The sequence below is a fragment of the Eubacterium sp. AF22-8LB genome (assembly GCF_003458715.1).
Taxonomy (GTDB): Bacteria; Bacillota_I; Bacilli_A; order Erysipelotrichales; family Erysipelotrichaceae; genus Holdemanella.
Genome location: NZ_QRVI01000004.1, coordinates 20,296 through 40,059, shown reverse-complemented (window position 1 = coordinate 40,059; position 19,764 = coordinate 20,296). Strand labels below are relative to the sequence as shown.

Here is a 19,764-nt window from a genome sequence, read left to right as displayed (position 1 = left end):
TTATAAACTATTGTTTTTTACTTCTACGCTTAGCTTCCACTATGCCTAGAGCTGCAACACCCATCATAGCCATATTTAAGCCAGCTTGCGTTTTGACTCCTGTATTCGTTGAAGATGATGTCGTCGCATTATTCTTTGTAGGTGATGAAACAGTTTCTGTTTTTGCAGCATGCTTAGAAGTTTCTTGAATATACGCATCCAAAGCCTTCATTGTATCATCATAAACCCTTTGTGCCTGTGCCTCATCCTTTTTAGCCTCTTCATATACCGCAAGTAATCTTACATACTTGATGTTTGCGTTGGCATATTGCGCATGAAGCTTGTCGAATGAATCAACAGATTGAGCTAATGCATTAAGGTATGTCAACAATTCTTCATCTGTAATAGATGATACATCTGCCTGAGTACCCTTTTCCTTTACTTCATTGATAACAGCTAAGACTTTCTTTTGATAATCAATATTCGCATTCAATGTCTTCTTGTTTTCTAATAATTCTGTAATTTCATCCGAAGTCTTTTGCATATCAGCCTTTGCCTTTTCTTGATCCAAAGTATATCTTTCAACCAATTTAGCTTGGGCTTTTACATCAGCATTCGCATCTTCAACGGCTTTTAAGGCATCATTATAAGCAGATAATGCATCATTCGCATTCTTTAAAGCCAAATCCTGTTGTGCAAGTAATGAAGCTGCAGATTCCAATGCAGTATTTGCAGAATCAGAAGCAGCCTTGGCTTTATCCTTTGCCACAACAGAAGCATCATATGCATCCTTAACAGGTTTTAATGTATTTGAAACATTCGTTAATTTCATTTGAGATAAAGCGAGTGCAGTCTTGGCATCACTTAATTGTTTTTTTGCATCTTCCTTGTTCGAATTCCAATTATTAATCTTCTTCGTTAATTCCTTAACTTTAGCTTTTTTAGATTCAACAGACTGATCCGCTGTATTTTTATTTGATGTAGCTGTTTTTAAACCTTTTTCTTTTGTTTCAACATTTGATTTAGCTATATCTAGAGCAGCTAAATTTTTATTTTTCAAAGCCTGTGCATCATTCTTAGCTGCTTGTTTAGATGCAACATCTGTATTTGCCAAGTCAAGACTAGCCTTAGCTGATGTCACTTTAGAATCGAGACCTTGTTGTTTTGAAGTTGGTACAGCCAATTGATCTTTAATACCCTGCAATTTTAATTTAGCATCATCCAAAGCCTTCTGTGCCTTTTCTACAGCCGAATGATCCTTATTGTCTGATGCATTCTTTACAGCATCTTGTTTCGCTTTATATTCCTTATTCACTGCATCAATCTGAGTCTTATATTCATTTACCTTAGCTTCAAACTCATCCACTGTCATCGTTACATCCTTTGATGGAGCTGGATTTGTTGAAAAATCTTGAGAATAGTTTCCTTGATATGCTCCCTGACTTGAATGTCCCATACCAAAACAATTCATATTTGAATCAATTAAATTCTTATAATGACCAATACTACCACCAGAACTATATGTATATACACCAGCCTGTTGTGCAGCCTTAGCAATTTCTTCATCACTAGCTTGTGGATGATTTACTTTATAATTATCAATAAAATCAGAATATGCCTTTTCAGCATCATACCAACCAGTATATGGATCTACTTTACCCCACGCTAAGTTTTCACTGAAATATCCATAGTTTCCATTTTTCACAATTCCAGAATGTCCTATATGTGTCTGTGCCCAGTCTGAGTTAGCCTGTGCAAGCGCCATCTGGAACATACTTATCTTTAAAGTATTCAATCCATGTTTTTCACGAATCGTATTCATTTTATAAAGATATGGAATAACAGCTTCCATGTTGTCTAAGCTTGTCGCATCGCCTTCTTGTCCTAATTGAACATATTGAGCAATCTTTCCATAAGTAGTGTTATTCTTATCAAAGACTTTAGCTGTTAATTGACCTAAATCTTTACTTACATATTCAAAGAATCCTTGTGTTCCTTTATTGATTTGATCAATTGTAGTCTGATTGTCATGAATAAATGTATTCAAATTTTCTTAAGCTATTTCCTTTTCACTCTTATTTGAATCATAGGCCTTTTGCGCATCATTTAATGCCGTTTGAGCTGCACTCACATCAGCTTCACACTGTACCTTTTGTGTATTTAAGTCATCAATCACACTCTGATTCTTCTTAGCATTTGTATCTGCTTCATCATAAGCCTTTTGAGCATCCGATTGTTTCTTTGTAGCTGTTTCTAATGCAACACTAGCCGATTCAAAATCGTTAACACTCTGATTATAATTTGATTGAGCTGTTGTTTGAGCCGATTGTGCCGCACTCAATTCCTTAGTCGCATGATCAAGTGCTGTTTGTGCATTTGCAGCTGCATTTTATGCATCTGTTAATTCAGCATTTGCCTGATTCAATTCATTCTGAGCATTTGTTAGGGCATCACTACCCGTAAATGAATCTACATTCTTTTGTGCTTCATTCACAGCATTTTGTTTTTTTGTTACTTCTAAGTTTGCAGCATTATATGCACTATTTGCAGCATCATATAAAGCCTTCTTATTTTCTAAATTGCTACTAGCATCCTTTAATTTTGAAGTAGCTGCATCACTAGCTGCTTTAGCCAAATCATAAGTACTCTTAGCACTTTCTTGTTCTTTTTTAGCCGTTTCTAAATCCGTATCCACCGTATTCTTATCCAACTTAGAAAGCTTATCATTTACTTCATCAAGCTTAGCCTGCTTATCCGCTAAGTCTTTTTTAGCCTGTTCTAAATTCTTAGCAGCATCCTGCTCATTCTTTGTATAAGTATCCAATTCAGCTTGTTTATTTGAAATCGACTTTTCTAGATCACCCATTAACTTCAATAAGTTTTGATACTCCTGATCCTTTGCACCATAAACACTCTCATATTGTTCTTGTACAACACCAGACTGTTTATCCTGTGCTGCAATGGCTGCATCCAATTCTTTCTTAGCCACATCCGAATCGGCCTTCTTCTCTTCCGTAACTTTCTTTACATCGTCCAAGTTACTTTTAGCCGTCTTAACCGAATCCTCTAATTTCTCTTTCTTTGTTTTCTTAGCATCTACATCCTCTTTAACAACACTCGTATTTGTAGTATCTTTGGCAAATATGGGTGTTAAACCTACAGATGTAACTGTAGAAGCGGCTGTAAAACCTACAGCTGCAGTAATAATGATTTTGTCTTTTACATTCTTCATTTAACTTACCCCTCTTTATATTTTGTATAATACTCCCAACGCAATTAAAAAGTGTTAACAATTATTAAATTTTCACAAAAAAAGAGTCTTTGATTTCAAATCAAAAACTCTAGTTTACTTTCGTTAAATAGGTCATTCCTTTACTCCAATCCTCAATACAAACCCATTTACCATGTTCAATCAAACCCCAAATATCTTGACCCGTACTCTTTATGTCTCGAATCTTAACAAGTTGCCCCTTTTTTAATATATCTACCTTTGCAGCACTCGTAGAATAATCATTTCGAATCACCATATCATAATTGGCTTCATATGTATCTGTATATCCCGTATATCCATCTGTGATTGGATAATAAGCATCACTTGTATCTGCACTCAGTGTGTTTCCAAGTGCTTCAAATGAATAGGCATTAATAACTGGTGTACCATTTTCTAAAAATACAGTTCCAATAACCATAGTTTCACAACCACCAAAGTCAGGACTAGCCCCACGTATTTCAATATGTTTATCTAAAGTCATATTATCAACTGTAGCAATCAATCTACCATCCGATGTTTCTAATACAGACTGTGGAAGCATGCCATGTATCTTTAAACGCTTTCCAGCATATTTCTCTGGATCACTTAATATATCATCTACACTTACAGTAGAACCCTCCTTCACAGTATCACTTGGCTCTTCTTTAACTACGACCTTCTTTTCTTCATTAAGACCAAGCTTCTTTTCTAATTCCTTCTTACCCTCTTCTTTTGAAAGCTTTTTATTCACAGTAACACGATCTACATTAAATACAATATTTCCTGATTTCTTTTCTAGACTTCCATCCATAGATATCTTGCTTAAACTACCCACATTCTTTAATTCATCTGAATCAATCAATACATAGTTTTTCTTTTTAAAGCTTTTAGCACTTGAACTAATCGCATAATCCTTATCTATGTCTAACCCATCTTCTTTACGGAATAAATAGCCACTTGTATGAATGGTTGTATCCAAATAATCTTCTGCTCGATCTTCATCCTGTACGATTTCAGATAAGTCATCCACTATGATATTCTTTGTTTCATCAGATTCACTTCCTAGTAATCCTAATCCTATAATCACAATAAATATCACAACGAACATAGCTACACCCACATAGATGTACGTGTTATCTTTTTCTTTTGGCATAACATTACCACAATTCCTACAAAAGCTTTCTCCTTTTTGAATTTCATTTCCACAACGTGGACATACCCTTTTTTTCATGATGATACCTCGACTTTTCTTAATTATAACACTAAAAAAGAGAATCCACCGATTCTCTATTCTTGGATCATATTCATTAATACTTCTTTAATATAAGTCTTATCATCTGTTTGAGCCATTAATCTCTTTAATTCATCTAATTTAGCATCCACTTCATTTGAATCAATATTCATCTTTTCATGGACAAAAATCAAGTTATTGTCCGTCTTATGACATTTCTCCATTTCCAATGTCAATTCTTCAAACATCTTTTCGCCTGGTCGCAAACCGATTTCTTGAATTTCAATATCACGCCCCGGAACAAGTCCAGCTAGACGAATCATTTTATCAGCCAAATTCCAAATTTTTACAGGTTTACCCATATCCAATACGAAGATTTCTCTTTCGTTCGCATAGAACCCAGCCTGAAGGACCAATTGAGCCGCTTCTGGAATTGTCATAAAGTAACGCTTAATATCTCTATGTGTTACTGTAACAGGACCACCATTTTTAATTTGTTCTTTGAAGATAGGAATAACAGATCCATTGGATCCTAAAACATTTCCAAAGCGTACTGCAGCCATGTGAATCTTACCATTGGTATTTCTTGATTGCATATACATTTCTGTCATACGCTTCGTAGCCCCCATGACATTGGTTGGATTCACTGCCTTATCTGTAGATATCATAATAAAACGAGATATACCACAATCGCAGCAAGCATCAATCACATTCTTTGTTCCAAAGATATTATTACGAATAGCCTCAGTAGGACGGTCTTCCATGAGTGGTACATGCTTATGTGCAGCTGCATGATAAACTACGTCTGGCTTATAGCTTTTCATCAATTTATAGATTTCTTCTCTTTCACGAATGGAAATAATCAAAGATTCCAATTGAATTGAATCATTCATTTGATGTTTTCTTTTCATCACTAAGAATTCTTGTTTTAACATATAAAGTGCATTTTCATTGATATCCACCATAATCAATTTAGATGGATTGAAATGCACAATTTGACGACACAATTCAGAGCCAATCGAACCTCCGGCTCCTGTAACACACACCACTTTATTTGTTAGATAAGAACCAATTTCATCTATCTTTAAATCAATACTAGGACGGTTTAATAAGTCTTTGATGTCGATATCCTCAAATGAAATATGATTACTAGCATCATTACCCACTAATATGCGCATAATTTTTGTTGGTACAGAAGTGGATGTACACAAATCTAATATTTCTTGTTTTCTTTCACTACTAACAGAAGAAATCGTAATAAAGATACATCGAATATTATATTCTTCACAGACTTTTTTTACTTCAGAAATTGTTCCAAGAACGGGTTTACCACTTAGCATTGTCCCTTTCTTTTTAAAATCATCCAAAAAACCAACAACATTATAAGGATAAGCCATATTATGATAGATTTCATTCATCAATAAATATCCACCATTTCCAGCTCCTATAATCAAGCAGTTCTCGACTCTTTCTAGATCCATAATATAGCGTCTAGCCAAACGATAGAGCATTCTAGCACCTAACAAGAACACAAAGCACAATAATTCAGCTAATGCGATCAGCTCAATATTGAATAAGCCTACCTTTAAAACAAAGTAAGACATAATCAAGAAGCAAACTAAACAGCTAAAGAATGTTCGAATAATTTCATTCGGACCTGTATATGTCCATAGTGACATTTGTGTCTTAAACAATCGCAAAACCATAAAGTGAAGTGCCAATAAAAAGAATAAACCTAATCCCAAGATTTTTGTCAAAGTAATGACTCGTCCTGAAATAAGAAAATTATTCTGAATTAAAAAGGCTACGATATATGCGAAAAAGACAATACACACATCAATCAATGATATTAATAGTCCTCTGTATTTTTGGTATATATTTGATTTATACAAACTATTCATAAATAAAACCTCTTTTACAGTTCTTAATTATAACTGATTTTACACAAAATGTAAAAAAGAGCCCAAAGGCTCTTCACTTAGAGATGGAAAGAAAATAGATTTTAATGATGTCTTCAAGTGGAAGCATCAACTAACTGCTTTATGTCTGTTATTTAATTATAAATGTCTGTCCGTATCTCTTGCACCATACATCAAGCGTCGTACTTCCATCACATCATCAATCACTACATAATAAACAACGTAATTGCGTACATAAATCCGATAGTAAGGGTAGTCACGTTTTTTTGCGGATGGGTATGGTTCAAAGGCAACAGGATTGTTCAGCCTTTCCAGTATAGCAGCTTCCACATCATCAACCAGACGGATTGCTGCGTCCTCGTTCTTTAAAACATTCGTAATGTAACTCGCTGTGCTAACCAAATCCTGTTCAAAAAGCGGTAAGTACCGCAGCTTATAGGATTTATTTTCCATGTATAGCTCTCCTTACATTACTGAATACTGTTTCGTGAGAAAGACGTTCCTCTGTCATAGCTGCCTGTCGGTCAGCTTCATCAAGTTTCATTTCTATACTGTCTGTCAAACTTGCATATTCTTCCAGACTTAAAACAACCATAGCACCGTAACCATTCTTTGTAAGATATACAGGTTTCCCTCCGTTTACGATAGCTTCAATTTCTGGAAATTTATTTCTAAGGTCTGAAACAGGTCGAATTTGTATCATGTTTAATCGCTCCTTTCATATCGTTTATTCTATCCTAATTTTATCAGAATATTATCACAGAAGCAATATTAACTTGTGCTTCTACCGAAACATATCGCCAAATGCTCCAATAATTGTTTCCCAAAATCCAATAGGTTCTCGAACCCTTTTTTCGACTTTTTTAAGAAGTTTGTCAATTTCTTCAATTAATCTGTCCTTTTCTCCACACAAGCTATTAAACTCCTCAATATTATTGTTAAATCTTTCATAAATATATTCAATATATTCTTCCACACTTACATTCAAACTGTCAGGATAAATTTTGAATGTATATTTCATAGGATTTCCTAGCGAAAATTCCACAGCACATGACGAGGTATCAATCTTTTGCAAAAGTGCTTTGGTGGCTTCTTTGTTATAGAGGATAAAGTAACCTCTAGGGGAAAAAGTTCTACAATTTGTTGGATTTACAGATTCAAAATGTGCTTTTTCATCTTCAGACCTATTGTAAGTTTTAAAGGAATATCCGTCTCGGTATACATCAAGATTAGATACTAATTCATTATGCAAATCGGGAATATGACGTTTTAAATTCCATGAATATATCAAAATTCTTTTTTCCAAATCTAATGAACTTTTCGCTATTTTTTTCTTGATAAATAAAATATCTCCTGTGCTTTCAAGTTCTTTTATCAGTGGCAGATATTCATCATTCTTTTTATAATGCTCCCATAATTTGGGACAATCATCTGCCAATGCTTCCTTTAATTCAGAAAAATGTCTATGAATATTTTTATAGAGTTCTTGTAGTTTTGCACGGTCTGCTTGATTTTTCCCAGATTTTAGGCCAAGAATAAAAGTCACCATACTGACAAATAGGCTCGTTGCTAAACTTAATAAAACTGTTTGCATGGTTTGTGACATTATCTACACCCCTTATGCTTTAAGTATCAATAACATTATATCTCGATTTACAAGCACCTACAATATACTTTCAAACCAGTTAATTATTTTTTCTGCTGTGTCGTATTTTGTGAAGTGTTTACATTCTGGTTATTTTTATTCTTCAGAACAATATCATCTGCTTTGATATACCAGTCCACATCCGCACCGTTGAATGTAGCAGTCGCCACCGTGTCAGCCACGGGATTGATGATTTCCACCTCTGCATTGTAATCAAATTCTTTCAGCGGAACAGAAGCAGGAATACTTACCTGTATCATGCGTCCCTGTCCTCTGGACTTCAAATCGTAGGTGCGTTCCTTGATTTCTTCCGAAACCGTCCCGTCCTCGTTCTGCACATGAACCTCACGACGCAGTGCTGAGAACTTCAATACGCCAAAAGTCTTTTCTTTATCAAAGATAATACCATTTGATAATCTCATATTCTTTGTAACTCCTTATGCTTTCACCATGTCGTCAGCAGACAGGATATAGTTTGTGAATCCACGGTTGCCGATTTTGTAACCCTCGGCGGTAATCTTCGGATTGATAAGTTTGATTCTTTCCTCAACCTCAAAATTTTTTTCACCAGCAGAAGCAGGAAGTGCCACAACAATATCATCAGCTCGCTGCACATCCGAATAAAGGTTGAAGCTACGGGAAACTACCGCCATGCGTCCGTTGATCCGACGCTGCTTCACTTTATTTTCACCTGCAAATTCCAAATTTCCGAACGTTTTTTCCATGTTTGGGATAACGTGTTTTAATTCCATAAATGTTTTACCTCTTTTCTTTCTTATTTTATTATTTAATAAAGTGCCATTCTACTGGCTGGATAGTATCTGTCTGCCTGTGAATTATCAAGGACGTTGTGTTAAGCTCCGCACCCTTGACAATCCCCATTCAAAAAGATAGTTAGCTGTCAGCCACAGTCTGACTTTTTAATCGAGCGATGGACGGACAACTGATTTTTTATGCTGATATTTCATAGATTAGTCCGTTTGGAATTTACGGAATTTCTTATAAGTTGCAAAGATAAGACCAGCAGCAGAAATCCCCATCATAGCGAACAATGCGACAAATGGTGTGTTGTCACCTGCCTTTGGTGAATCACTGGTCTTTGTTGGTGTACTGGGTTCATCTGGTGTCGTAGGAGATTCTAGTGCTTCTTTGACGGTCACCGTCTGTCCCTCGTCTTTGATGTCCTTATGTTCAGCCACTTTGATAGGTTCATCTGGATTTGTCACGTCGTATAATTCCTCAAAGGTAACAAGTGATTTTCCTGCAAGCTCGCTGGCATTGAATGTAAATGCCATCTCAACTTCCATTTTAGAATCGGTTGCAGTGAAAGTAATCTCATTTTCTACGCGCTTACCATTTACAAGAAGTACTGCATTTTCAGACTTCACCATTTTCCAGCCTTTCAGCAGATACTTTGTACCCACTTCCAGACCATCTAAAGCAACTGTATCAACGATAGTCACTTTGTCAGTAGCTTCGATTGTCTTTTTACCTGTTGCCTTATCCATAGCGGTCGTGTGCATGGTAATCACACGTTCTGTAATGGTTACGGTCTGTCCGTCGTCCTCAATGTCTTTGTGTTCAGCAACCTTGATAGGCTCGTCTGGATTTGTTACGTCGTACAATTCCTCAAAGGTTACAAGGTCTTTTCCAACAAGCTCATTGGTGTTGAATGTGAACGAAATCTGAACCTCCATTTCGGAATCTGTAGCAGTGAAAGTAAGTTCATTTTCCACACGTTCACCATCAATGAAAAGTTCCACATTTTCAGACTTCACCATTTCCCAACCTTTCAGTGTGTACTTCGTACCTTTTACAAGACCATCTAGAGTGACCGTACCAACGATTGTTACCTCTTTTCCAGCCACGATTGATTTTTTACCAGTGGATTTATCCGTAACAGTAGTATGGATAGTGATTTCTTCCTCGTATTCATCTACCAACGTACCTAAATCAATGACCGTATTATTTTTCGATACAATGACTTCAAAAGCTGGAATCAATTTCAATCCCTTGTTAGAATCGCAGCGTAATTCTTCAATCTCGTAAGTGTCATAGAGTAATGCCCCTTTGCTGTCGTCTGGTTCTGATGTTCCAAACCAGATACCGTCCTCACTGGAAGTTCCAGCGTTTGTATTCTGCTTATGAGATACCCAGTCAGCAGAAGTTTAGAACAGACCGTTGTTGTCAATGGCAATAATGTGGCTTTCACCTGTCGTTTTGCTGGTAATTTTAAATGGCACATTTGCTAATCGTTCGTGAGTGCCAGCACCGATTTTGATACCCTCAATGTCACCTCGCTTAATCTGGTTGTAGACAGAGTTTTCTTCGTCAGTCAAATCCACGATTTTCCCATTCGCTGTGATTTCAAATTCACGGGAAGTTGCACTTGTTGTCAAGTAACCCTGTGGAGCTTTGCTTTCTTTAATGCGATATTTACCATAAGGTAAGGTATCTGCGTCAGTGGTAGCGATACCATCAACACCTTTATAGATTGTCATTACCACTTCATTCTTGTTGTATAATTTTCCATTCACCAAGACTGGATTATCGTTAAGGGTAGTAATAGTAAATGCGTTATCTTTTAAAGTAGCACCGCCCTGTGCTTTGGTACCTTTTGTTTCAAGGTCACGTTTCTGGATTTTTACACCGCCACGAATAACCTTGTCTGATACGGAATACTGATTGCTGCCGCTTAACACTGCAAGTTCCCCATCCTCGGTAATCTGTGCTACATACAGACCAGTGATCTGTTCAGAACTGTGTTTCGTCTGCATGTAAGGCCCCTCTAATAAGTAACCCGTTGGAGCTGTCTGTTCTTCCACAGTGATTGTTCCGAGCGGTAGACAGATTGAACCCTTTCGGAGCTTCGGTTTCTTTTACATAATAAGTACCTGCTTGGATTTCCACGATGTCAGTGTTCCCGTTCTTATCAGTGGTAAGGGAAGTAACAAGGTCGATGCAATCTTTATTAGAATAGATTCCGTAGGTCGCACCTGCCAGAGAATAACAGTCGTTATCTTTTGTGATGGAAGTGTTTGCTGATGTTTTCTGGATAGTTGCGTTGCCAACATCCAGTTTGCCCAGAACTGTCCTAAGTCCTGCGCCTCACCAGTATAGATATAACCACCACATTCATATCTGTCTTTGTTTTTATTTACAAATTCTTTTGCGTTAGCATAAACTTCCGACTGGATTTTTTCTGATACTTCATCATAAGCAGCTCGTACATTGTTATAGCCCCAGCCTAAATGAACACTTAATCTGCGCTAGACAACACACTGCTCCAGTAGATATACCTGTGTGTTGGAAAGACTTGTGTGCTTTTTTGCATACTCTTTGACATATTCTAAAGATAAGGCAACGTCTGTAATCTGTTCGTCGCTCATTCTATCCTCCGCATTGATACGGTTCTTATATCCAGACTTAAAATCTGTGTTTATATCAATACAGTATGCGGTCTGTCCGTCAGCAATCGTTATGCTTTCTTCAAAACTTTTTATCTCTATACCACCATTGTCAACCTTAACAATCGTCCCTGCTTTCCCTTCTGTTGTGGTATAAACAGAATCCGCAGCATGAACCTGCTGCGTGGCAGGTAGCGTTGTAACCACGGTTGCAAAGGTAAGAATAGCTGTAAGCAATCGCTTCATAATCTTTTTCATAATATTTGTTTCTCCTTTCGTTTTTTGAGTACAAAAAAAACCATAGGACACTCCTATGGCAAAAAATAAAGCACCATTTCTCGTACAAAAACAATGCTTTTAGTATCTATATTTGGTTGTAAATTTCATATCGCGTTGAGGCAATTAACACAGTTTTTAAAAAGTAGTAAATTAGTAGTACAAATCTTTGAAACATCCCTGTAAAGCAAGTAAAATCAAGCATTTGAGAGGTTGGTTAGTGTACTGCCGTGTTTTTACCAACAACTCGTGTGTATATATGATAAGGGCGAACTATCTTTCCGTATAATTCGCTTTTTTCATTTTTTACCAATTTATCTCGATATTCCTTTTCCAAGTAAAAAGGTGTTTCAAAGCTATACTTTATTATAAGCACATCTATTTCATGACTATTTATGGTTATTGTTTGGACTTCAATCCTAGGACGAACTCCTCCTGCAAAAGAAATATTCCTTAAAATATCTACTATATTTTGCTGATTTCATCTTCTTTCATCATTTTCAACACCTAAGATAGAAAAAGTATTATCTTCAACACCAAAGATTATATATGAATCTCTTCTAGCTCGATTATTTGCCATACATAAAATATCATGAACAAGTTCAGCTTTATCGTTATGATGTTCTCGTTTAAAATCCCACCAATCATCTTCACGATGTGTCGCTATCAATTGTGTGATTTCGTCATAAAACATTTTTTTCACCATCCTTCTTTACTTCGTAAGTTGTAGTATCTTAATCAACCTTACTTAGCGTTGCCTATAGTTCTGGTTACTTAATATTTTTACCAAGAACACCTTTATCTTTAAGTGTATTTATTCATTTTGATTTCAGTTCCACGAACATATCTGTTAAATAAATAGAATCACCCAAATGTGATAATTATTAACATCAACAAAGTTTTTTTTGCAGAAATAGCATTATCTTTCAACTATTATAGGAAATCTTCCTTCCATTAATTGTTTTTAACAAGATAAGTGCCTTTAGGCTCAACAAATACTTGAAGTTACTCAAATCTATCAATGTTGTTTTATTGTAAGAAAAGAGCATAGTCTGGGGCAAAGCATTCACCACAACCAATAAGCTATTTCTATAATACAGTATCTACAAAGACTTATTTCCACCGCATCTCGTTTCATGAATGCACACCATACCGAATAAATTCAGAACGTCATAACCTACATTGTCGTAAGCTATGACGTTTATTTCAAAGATTAATAATTGAAGTCACCTAAGGCCCTACGGTTTAGTATTCTGGAGTGTACTCTTCTTCTGTATCCGATGGATAATATCCACCTTCAGGATCATATGTGGTTTGATCTTGTTGAATCTGATCTGTGTACACATTATTATCCTCTACTTCTGGTGTTAAGTAATCTGTTGAGGTAGAAGTAGATTGACTAGGATAATAGTCATATTGAGGCTCACCATCCTCGGCAACTGTCGAACTTGATTTCCCATTCATCACAGCTTCAATCTTTTCTCGAGCAATTCGTACTGTATTCAAGTCTGGAACCTGAACACTTGCAGCTTGTCCTAAAGAAGCACACATCAATTCATCTCCTAAACCAGAGATTTGATAGGTTTCAAATTTCCAATCTGGCTTTGCCTGTAACTCATATTTGATTAAATCTGTGATTTCATCATATGTCATATTTGTTTCAAAAGCACTCTCTAATGAATTAATGAAACTAGTATAGTTCACTAATGCACTACTACTAATAGCACGATTGATAATGGCCTGCATTACTTTTTGTTGGTTTCGAACACGTTGATAATCCCCATCCACATAGGCTTTTCTTTCACGTGCAAACGCAAGGGCTGTTTCACCATCCACATGATGCATTCCGACTGGAAGACCTGGCTTCATATTCGCCCAGAACAAATCACATTGTTCGCCTTCCTCTACATTTAAATCAATACCATCCAAAGCATCTACTACATCAATTACACTTGTAAAGTTTACGCGGAATGAGTAGTTCACCTTTAAATCATAGAATTTTTCAACCGTTTGACGCGTTGTATTCAATCCATAAATGCCCGTATGCGTAATCTTATCCATTTGTCCCTCTGGACAAGCCGTATCACCATCCGCATCGCAAACCGTTTCTACATATGTATCACGAGACATGCTCGTTAACAAAATTGTAGAAGTCTTAGGATTGATTGTCACAAGCATATTCACATCACTACGACTCAATTCACTAACATCCCCTGTCGTATCATTTCCACTAATTAGAATTGTGAATGGATTCTTAGTAATATCCGAAACAACTAAAGAATCATTCTTCTTTGTCGTATAGTAAGAAGTGGAATATACAACACGAGTTTCTGTAGAGAAATGCTCATATTCTTCTACACTTGTAACATTACCACGATACGATTCATTTAAAATCATCGCATCAATTTCACCATTGTATAAAGCTTCAACTTCACTTAAGGCACCATCAAATTTCTTAGTCTTAAAATAATTAGAACCTTTCTTTTTCTTAACCGATTTCAATAATTTATTGGTTCCAACCTTATCCACATTATTCAATCGACCCACCTTTTTACCTTTTAAAGAAGATAGATCCTTAATATTGCTGTCATCCATGACAATAATCGAAACCGTATTCTTTACATCCCCAATTTTATGATCCGTAACCTTCTGCATAAAACCATCCGTTTTATATACATAGAAGTTTCCAATTCCCATAGACACCGTATATAATAATACAAAAATCATCGCAAACACTTTGCTGACAACACCATGTGCCATAAGATTGATCCATAAAATTAGAATTAAAGAAATTAAGACAAAAACCAAAATAACAGGAATAAATAGATTTTGAGGTAAGATATCCATCTTAATCAATTGATACGTAAAGAACGCCATTAAGACAATCATTACAATACTTAGCAAGATAGCTATCACTTTATATACTTTGTTTTCTTTCATAAGACTCCTTAGTAGTTCGTGTCATCATACCCCTGTTCTGGAGCATAATAATCACTTTGGTCATAATAAGACGAATCATCATATGTATACGTATTTTCCGGTACATATGGCTCATAATAGTTAGTAGAATAATCCTGAGTCGGTTGTTCTTCAACAGCTGGTTCTTGTTGAACAACTGTATCCACTGAATCATCCTTTACAGATTTTGAACTTTTGCCCTTTAATACCGCATTGATCTTTAAACGAGCAATCTTATTCATAGCTTCATTTTGATAGGTTACAGAAGTATATGTCTGTGCAATATAACAGAATTCATTTCCACCATCCCCAGAAATAGAATACGATTCAAACTTCCAGTCTGGCATGCTCTGTAATTCATACTTCACAAAATCACTGATTTCATCACCCGATAAATTTGTTTCAAACGCAACGGCCAACGCATCCATGAACTTTCCATAGTTTGTGATCATCTTAGGTGAAACAATACGCTTGAAAATAGCCTTAAACACCTTTTGTTGGTTCTTAACACGCTGATTATCCCCATCCGCATACGCATGTCTTTCACGTGCAAAAGCTAGAGCCGTTTCACCATCCACATGATGCTTACCAACACTTAAACCAGGCTGCATGTTCGCATACAAAATATCACATTGCTCGCCCTCTTTAACATCCAAATCAATACCATCCAAGGCATCTACTAAATTCACAACACTCGAGAAATTAATGCGAACATTATAATTAATCTTAATTCCCAAAGTATCTTCAATTGCCTTTTCCGTACTCTTAATGCCATATAAACCTGTATGCGTTAATTTATCCTTGCTTCCTACAGGACAACCACCATCCTCAACACAAGGAAGATCCACATAATAATCACGAGGAACACTCGTCATTAGAATCGTTCCCTTTTTCGGATTTACCGTTAATAATAAGTTGGCATCACTACGCGTATTCCCTGACTGCAAAGTACCATACGAATCATTTCCACTTACTAAAACCGTAAATGCATCCTTCGTAATATCATTGACTGGATTACTATCATTATCCTGAACTTCACGAGGCTCATAATGCGTATTTTGATAAGCAACCTTAGTCTTCGTATTAAACGTAAAATACTCCTCTGTTTCGTGCAAAATGTCACGATACTTTTCATTTAAACAAATCGCATCTATGTCACCATCATATAAAGCATCCACCAATTCATCCAAATTCGAATAATCCTCTGTTGAATACTTCACATTCTCATCGGACAACGCTTTGAGAGTACGCTTCGTTGCCTTTTTATCCATCTTTAAAACAGTACCAATCGTTTTATTCTTTAATCCCTTCGCCTTTTTAATATTCGAATCCTTCATGACAATAACCGAAGTTGTCGTTGCCTTTTTATCCGCAAGACTTGTTACTACATCAAACGTATCCTTGGTCTTATATATAAAATAATTGCCATAACCAAGACTGACACACATACAAAGTGCAATCAACCCCATGATAAAACGACCAAAAAACTTCTTTGCCTTGAAATTCATTATTAAAGTAACCAATAAAGCTAGAATCACTAACAATAAGGATACTACAATAATCAAATTCATAGGCAATAAGTTCAATCTTACAATCTGATAAATTAGTAAGCCCGAAGCTATAAATATAAATAAAGTTAAAAACTTACTAATTAACCTTCTATTTTTCCTTTTTTTCTTTTTTACTTTCTTAGAAAGCTCTACATCATTTTTAGGCATAAAAAATAATCTCCTATATCTTTTTTGTAGCTCACAATTTCATATTATATAATAATTTACCATTACTTGGCAAATTCACAAAAAAATGTAGACACAATTGTCTACATAAAATGTTCACAACGATAGGAAAAAGCTTCAAAATTATTTGATTTTCCCAAGTACAAATTCTTCTCGTAACTCAACATAGAAGCCTTATATTTATAAGATGAAGCCTTATTAGAAAATTCATTCAACACATCAAAGAAAAGTAAGAATAAACTTGCCACAACTAAAACAACACTACCCAAAACAAACCATACAATAGGTAAGATCAAGTAAAGTACATTTAATACAATACAACCAAATAAACAACAAAAACACGCAATCTGAATTCCAATATGCGCGTTATGATATTTACGACTCAATCCCTCATACTCACGAATCTTCGTATTAATTCGATTCTCAATGTATTCCTTTGTTTCCATAATAATAACGCCTCACTTCTACAAACAGTATACACCTTACAAAAAATAAAAAAAGTAAGGATCATTGACCCTTACTCTACATCCTCCGCTGATTTACCAGCAAGAACAGCATTAATTTTGTCTTTAGCTGTTGTTACTGTACCTTGATCAGGAACCATTACATAAGCAGCATCACCAAGCTCAGCACACATTAATGTATCTCCCGTACCATTTACCATATACTGTTCCATCTTCCATTTTGGATTCTTATTCAATTGATATTTAATTAAATCAGAAATCTCATCATTACTCATTGTAGTTGAGAATGTATTTGCCATACTATCCATAATAGAAGCATAGTTAGTCACAATAGCAGGACTTGTAATCTTATCTACAATACCCATTAGAACTTGCTGTTGGTTCTTTGTACGTTGACGATCCCCTTCACTATATGCATAACGTTCACGAGCATAAGCCAATGCTTGTTCACCATTCAAATGATTAACACCTTCATGGACACTAAATGACGGAATCATCAAAAAACTATCTACAGCATAACCAGGAGCAACATTTACATCAATTCCACCAACCGCATCAACAAGTTCAGTTACCGTATCAAATCCAACTTTAAATGTATAGTTGATTTCAATACCTAATAATTTTTCTACAGTACGCTTCGTTGTATTGGTACCATGAATACCAGTATGTGTAATCTTATCCAATTGACCTTCCATACAGCCATCTCCCGCATCACAAGCTGTAGTTACATAGAAGTCACGAGGAACAGAAGTTAATAAGATTGTTCCAGTCTTAGGATTCACAGTTGCCACCATGATTACATCACTACGACCATTTTCATCAAATCCACCACGAGTATCCGATCCAGAAATCAACACATTAAATGGAGTACTCGTAATATTACTTACTGCATTTGCCTTATCTGTATTTTCAACCTTGTAAGAAGTTTGGTATACAACACGAGTATTGTTGTCGAAATCTTTATATGCATCAATGTCTGTAATCTGACTACGACTAGATTCACTAATCACAATAGAATCCACTTCCCCACTATAGAAAGATTCTAACATTTCTGTTAAGCTACCATATTCTTTTTGTTCCATTTGAATTCCAGAATTATTTAATTCCTTAATTACCTTTTTAGAACCTACTGTATTAATATTAGCTAGTGTACCAATACTATGACCTGCAAGATCAGCTTTCTTTTTCAAATCACTTGATTCCTTAACGACAACACTAACGGTATTCTTTGAATGTTTCGCTACATTTGTGATATTTGAAAGTAAACCACCTGTTTTTGACATATAGTAGCCACCCACACAAGATCCTAGTGAAATCACTAAGGAAATAATGATACAAATAAGCTTTGAAACAATACCTTTAGTTGCAAAACATAACAGCAATATAAAAATAAAATCCAATAACACAAATAAAATAGTTACTAAGAATAATAATTGTGAAGGTAAAATATTCAATTTAATAATGTTAAATAACAAATACATTGTTGTCGCAAGCAATATAATTGAGAATATAATACCAAACACTTTTCCAACTTTATTTTGTTTTTTATCTTTTCTCATAATAAAAATCTCCTCATGCTTTTCTATTTTACTACAAAAAAGGAATAGGTTCTAGCCTATTCCACTTTATTTAATATAGTACCCACAATGGCAGCACCATTTCTTTTTAGACGTTCTATAGACTCTTTCGCTAATTTTTTCTCTGTTTCCGGCAATGAGATAACTAATATTGTGCCATCCACTACATGACTGACTGGAATTACATCACTTGAATCTTCTAAGCTAGGACAATCAATAATTATAAAATCAAATTCCGCTTTCATAATTTCCATGAATTCTTTAAAATCTTGTCCACTCAATAAATCAATTGGATGTTTTAAATTACTACCTGCTCTCATCACATATAATACATTATCAGAGTATTCTTCCTCAAACTTTGATGTATACTTTTCGTAATTCACATAATCCTTTTTATCTAATATTTCCGTAAGCCCTACTTCATTTTTAATTTCAAAGTGATTATGTACCTGTGGCTTATTAATATCCGCATCAATTAATAAAACCTTTGGACGATTGGCCGCAAAAGCCGTGGCTAACTCACACGCAACAGTTGTTGTACCAGCACCATGATTTACACTAGTCAAACAAATACTATGCATATGTGGATGTTTTTCATTATACTCGACATTTGTACGCAGCTTACGATACGCTGAGCTGCTCGATATATTACGTTCCATTTATTATTCTCCTATTTCATTCAATTACTTATTTACTGGTATTTCTGCCAAGACATCCACACCTAAATATGCCTCTACCTCATCTTTATTTTTAAAGTGTTTATCAAACAAGAAACAAAGAACAAAATAAGCCACACCAATTGTAAAACCAACTAAAACTCCTATTATAGTATTTTTTTTCACATTTGGACTTACAGGAACATTATTCACTTGCGCCTCGTTTAAGGTCGTAATACCATATAGATTTAATTCACCACTTAATTCTTTTTCAAAAGCTTTTATCACTTCATTGACAACTTTATAAGATAAGTTAGGATCACTTGTAGTAACTGCAATATTATAATTGTAAGAATTATTTGAATCTCTAGTTACGACAATTGATTCATTTAAACTTGAACTATCCATTTTCAATTTAGAACCAACATCATTAAGTACTCTATCCCCAACTAAATAAGAAGTATAATCTAACAATTCTCCTTGAGGATGTATAGTAATGTCAGTGCTTGAAACATAACTTTTTGGTAAAATAAATGCTGATAATACGAACGCAACCATTCCACAAACGAATGTACAAATTAAAATCTTCTTACTATTTTTTAATAAAGCTTTCAATAATTCTAATAAATCAATTTCCATTTCATCATTTAAATAATCATTGTTCAT

17 protein-coding genes and 1 pseudogene are annotated in these 19,764 nt (G+C 35.2%); all 18 read right to left on the bottom strand.

Annotation, left to right across the window (positions count from 1 at the left end; all coding sequences use genetic code 11):
- Nucleotides 1-7 precede the first annotated feature (7 nt).
- The gene (locus tag DWY01_RS02325) at nucleotides 8-2,026 is read right to left on the bottom strand and encodes a CAP domain-containing protein (RefSeq protein ID WP_117992728.1); all 2,019 of its coding nucleotides are present in this window, start codon (nucleotides 2,024-2,026) and stop codon (nucleotides 8-10) included.
- 6 nt (nucleotides 2,027-2,032) lie between these two features.
- The gene (locus tag DWY01_RS02320; protein WP_117992727.1) at nucleotides 2,033-2,320 is read right to left on the bottom strand and encodes a hypothetical protein; all 288 of its coding nucleotides are present in this window, start codon (nucleotides 2,318-2,320) and stop codon (nucleotides 2,033-2,035) included.
- A gap of 48 nt (nucleotides 2,321-2,368) precedes the next feature.
- A complete protein-coding gene (locus DWY01_RS02315) occupies nucleotides 2,369-3,211 on the bottom strand; it encodes a hypothetical protein (RefSeq protein WP_117992726.1) in 843 nt (280 codons plus the stop codon).
- A 109-nt stretch (nucleotides 3,212-3,320) separates the two neighbouring features.
- Nucleotides 3,321-4,460 carry a zinc ribbon domain-containing protein gene (locus tag DWY01_RS02310; protein WP_117992725.1) on the bottom strand — a complete coding sequence of 380 codons (1,140 nt, stop codon included), beginning with the start codon at nucleotides 4,458-4,460 and terminating at the stop codon, nucleotides 3,321-3,323.
- A 56-nt stretch (nucleotides 4,461-4,516) separates the two neighbouring features.
- Nucleotides 4,517-6,361: a nucleoside-diphosphate sugar epimerase/dehydratase gene (locus tag DWY01_RS02305; protein WP_117992724.1), complete on the bottom strand. Its 1,845-nt coding sequence runs from the start codon at nucleotides 6,359-6,361 to the stop codon at nucleotides 4,517-4,519.
- A 156-nt stretch (nucleotides 6,362-6,517) separates the two neighbouring features.
- On the bottom strand, nucleotides 6,518-6,832 hold the full coding sequence (locus DWY01_RS02300) for a type II toxin-antitoxin system RelE/ParE family toxin (protein ID WP_117992723.1): 315 nt from the start codon (nucleotides 6,830-6,832) through the stop codon (nucleotides 6,518-6,520).
- Nucleotides 6,822-7,082, bottom strand: a complete 261-nt coding sequence (locus DWY01_RS02295; RefSeq protein WP_117992722.1) for a type II toxin-antitoxin system Phd/YefM family antitoxin — start codon at nucleotides 7,080-7,082, stop codon at nucleotides 6,822-6,824. Before DWY01_RS02295 ends, DWY01_RS02300 begins: the two co-directional genes overlap by 11 nt.
- A gap of 81 nt (nucleotides 7,083-7,163) precedes the next feature.
- On the bottom strand, nucleotides 7,164-7,985 hold the full coding sequence (locus DWY01_RS02290; protein ID WP_117992721.1) for a hypothetical protein: 822 nt from the start codon (nucleotides 7,983-7,985) through the stop codon (nucleotides 7,164-7,166).
- Between the two features lie 83 nt (nucleotides 7,986-8,068).
- Entirely contained in the window at nucleotides 8,069-8,446 is a 378-nt protein-coding gene (locus DWY01_RS02285; protein WP_117992720.1) for a YdcP family protein, read from the bottom strand.
- Between the two features lie 15 nt (nucleotides 8,447-8,461).
- Nucleotides 8,462-8,776: a YdcP family protein gene (locus DWY01_RS02280; protein ID WP_117992719.1), complete on the bottom strand. Its 315-nt coding sequence runs from the start codon at nucleotides 8,774-8,776 to the stop codon at nucleotides 8,462-8,464.
- A gap of 219 nt (nucleotides 8,777-8,995) precedes the next feature.
- Nucleotides 8,996-11,689: pseudogene (locus tag DWY01_RS02275) on the bottom strand (VaFE repeat-containing surface-anchored protein).
- A 499-nt stretch (nucleotides 11,690-12,188) separates the two neighbouring features.
- Nucleotides 12,189-12,401 (bottom strand): ATP-binding protein, encoded by a 213-nt coding sequence (locus DWY01_RS02270; RefSeq protein WP_158553638.1) that lies wholly within the window; start codon nucleotides 12,399-12,401, stop codon nucleotides 12,189-12,191.
- A 551-nt stretch (nucleotides 12,402-12,952) separates the two neighbouring features.
- Nucleotides 12,953-14,647 (bottom strand): LCP family protein, encoded by a 1,695-nt coding sequence (locus tag DWY01_RS02265; protein ID WP_117992717.1) that lies wholly within the window; start codon nucleotides 14,645-14,647, stop codon nucleotides 12,953-12,955.
- Nucleotides 14,648-14,655: 8 nt separating this feature from the next.
- Nucleotides 14,656-16,383: an LCP family protein gene (locus DWY01_RS02260; protein WP_117992716.1), complete on the bottom strand. Its 1,728-nt coding sequence runs from the start codon at nucleotides 16,381-16,383 to the stop codon at nucleotides 14,656-14,658.
- A gap of 101 nt (nucleotides 16,384-16,484) precedes the next feature.
- Entirely contained in the window at nucleotides 16,485-16,847 is a 363-nt protein-coding gene (locus DWY01_RS02255) for a hypothetical protein (RefSeq protein ID WP_117992715.1), read from the bottom strand.
- 71 nt (nucleotides 16,848-16,918) lie between these two features.
- Nucleotides 16,919-18,424 carry an LCP family protein gene (locus DWY01_RS02250; RefSeq protein ID WP_117992714.1) on the bottom strand — a complete coding sequence of 502 codons (1,506 nt, stop codon included), beginning with the start codon at nucleotides 18,422-18,424 and terminating at the stop codon, nucleotides 16,919-16,921.
- Between the two features lie 56 nt (nucleotides 18,425-18,480).
- Entirely contained in the window at nucleotides 18,481-19,101 is a 621-nt protein-coding gene (locus tag DWY01_RS02245; RefSeq protein WP_117992713.1) for a CpsD/CapB family tyrosine-protein kinase, read from the bottom strand.
- A gap of 24 nt (nucleotides 19,102-19,125) precedes the next feature.
- Nucleotides 19,126-19,764, bottom strand: a complete 639-nt coding sequence (locus tag DWY01_RS02240) for a YveK family protein (RefSeq protein ID WP_117992712.1) — start codon at nucleotides 19,762-19,764, stop codon at nucleotides 19,126-19,128.

Excerpts from the sequence above, each read along its gene's own strand:
- DWY01_RS02240 (WP_117992712.1), bottom strand. The coding sequence starts at position 19,764 with ATGAACAATGATTATTTAAATGATGAAATGGAAATTGATTTATTAGAA.
- DWY01_RS02305 (WP_117992724.1), bottom strand. The coding sequence starts at position 6,361 with ATGAATAGTTTGTATAAATCAAATATATACCAAAAATACAGAGGACTA.
- DWY01_RS02250 (WP_117992714.1), bottom strand. The coding sequence starts at position 18,424 with ATGAGAAAAGATAAAAAACAAAATAAAGTTGGAAAAGTGTTTGGTATT.
- DWY01_RS02290 (WP_117992721.1), bottom strand. The coding sequence starts at position 7,985 with ATGTCACAAACCATGCAAACAGTTTTATTAAGTTTAGCAACGAGCCTA.
- DWY01_RS02260 (WP_117992716.1), bottom strand. The coding sequence starts at position 16,383 with ATGCCTAAAAATGATGTAGAGCTTTCTAAGAAAGTAAAAAAGAAAAAA.
- DWY01_RS02295 (WP_117992722.1), bottom strand. The coding sequence starts at position 7,082 with ATGATACAAATTCGACCTGTTTCAGACCTTAGAAATAAATTTCCAGAA.
- DWY01_RS02315 (WP_117992726.1), bottom strand. The coding sequence starts at position 3,211 with ATGAAGAATGTAAAAGACAAAATCATTATTACTGCAGCTGTAGGTTTT.
- DWY01_RS02310 (WP_117992725.1), bottom strand. The coding sequence starts at position 4,460 with ATGAAAAAAAGGGTATGTCCACGTTGTGGAAATGAAATTCAAAAAGGA.
- DWY01_RS02300 (WP_117992723.1), bottom strand. The coding sequence starts at position 6,832 with ATGGAAAATAAATCCTATAAGCTGCGGTACTTACCGCTTTTTGAACAG.
- DWY01_RS02280 (WP_117992719.1), bottom strand. The coding sequence starts at position 8,776 with ATGGAATTAAAACACGTTATCCCAAACATGGAAAAAACGTTCGGAAAT.
- DWY01_RS02270 (WP_158553638.1), bottom strand. The coding sequence starts at position 12,401 with ATGTTTTATGACGAAATCACACAATTGATAGCGACACATCGTGAAGAT.
- DWY01_RS02255 (WP_117992715.1), bottom strand. The coding sequence starts at position 16,847 with ATGGAAACAAAGGAATACATTGAGAATCGAATTAATACGAAGATTCGT.
- DWY01_RS02285 (WP_117992720.1), bottom strand. The coding sequence starts at position 8,446 with ATGAGATTATCAAATGGTATTATCTTTGATAAAGAAAAGACTTTTGGC.
- DWY01_RS02245 (WP_117992713.1), bottom strand. The coding sequence starts at position 19,101 with ATGGAACGTAATATATCGAGCAGCTCAGCGTATCGTAAGCTGCGTACA.
- DWY01_RS02265 (WP_117992717.1), bottom strand. The coding sequence starts at position 14,647 with ATGAAAGAAAACAAAGTATATAAAGTGATAGCTATCTTGCTAAGTATT.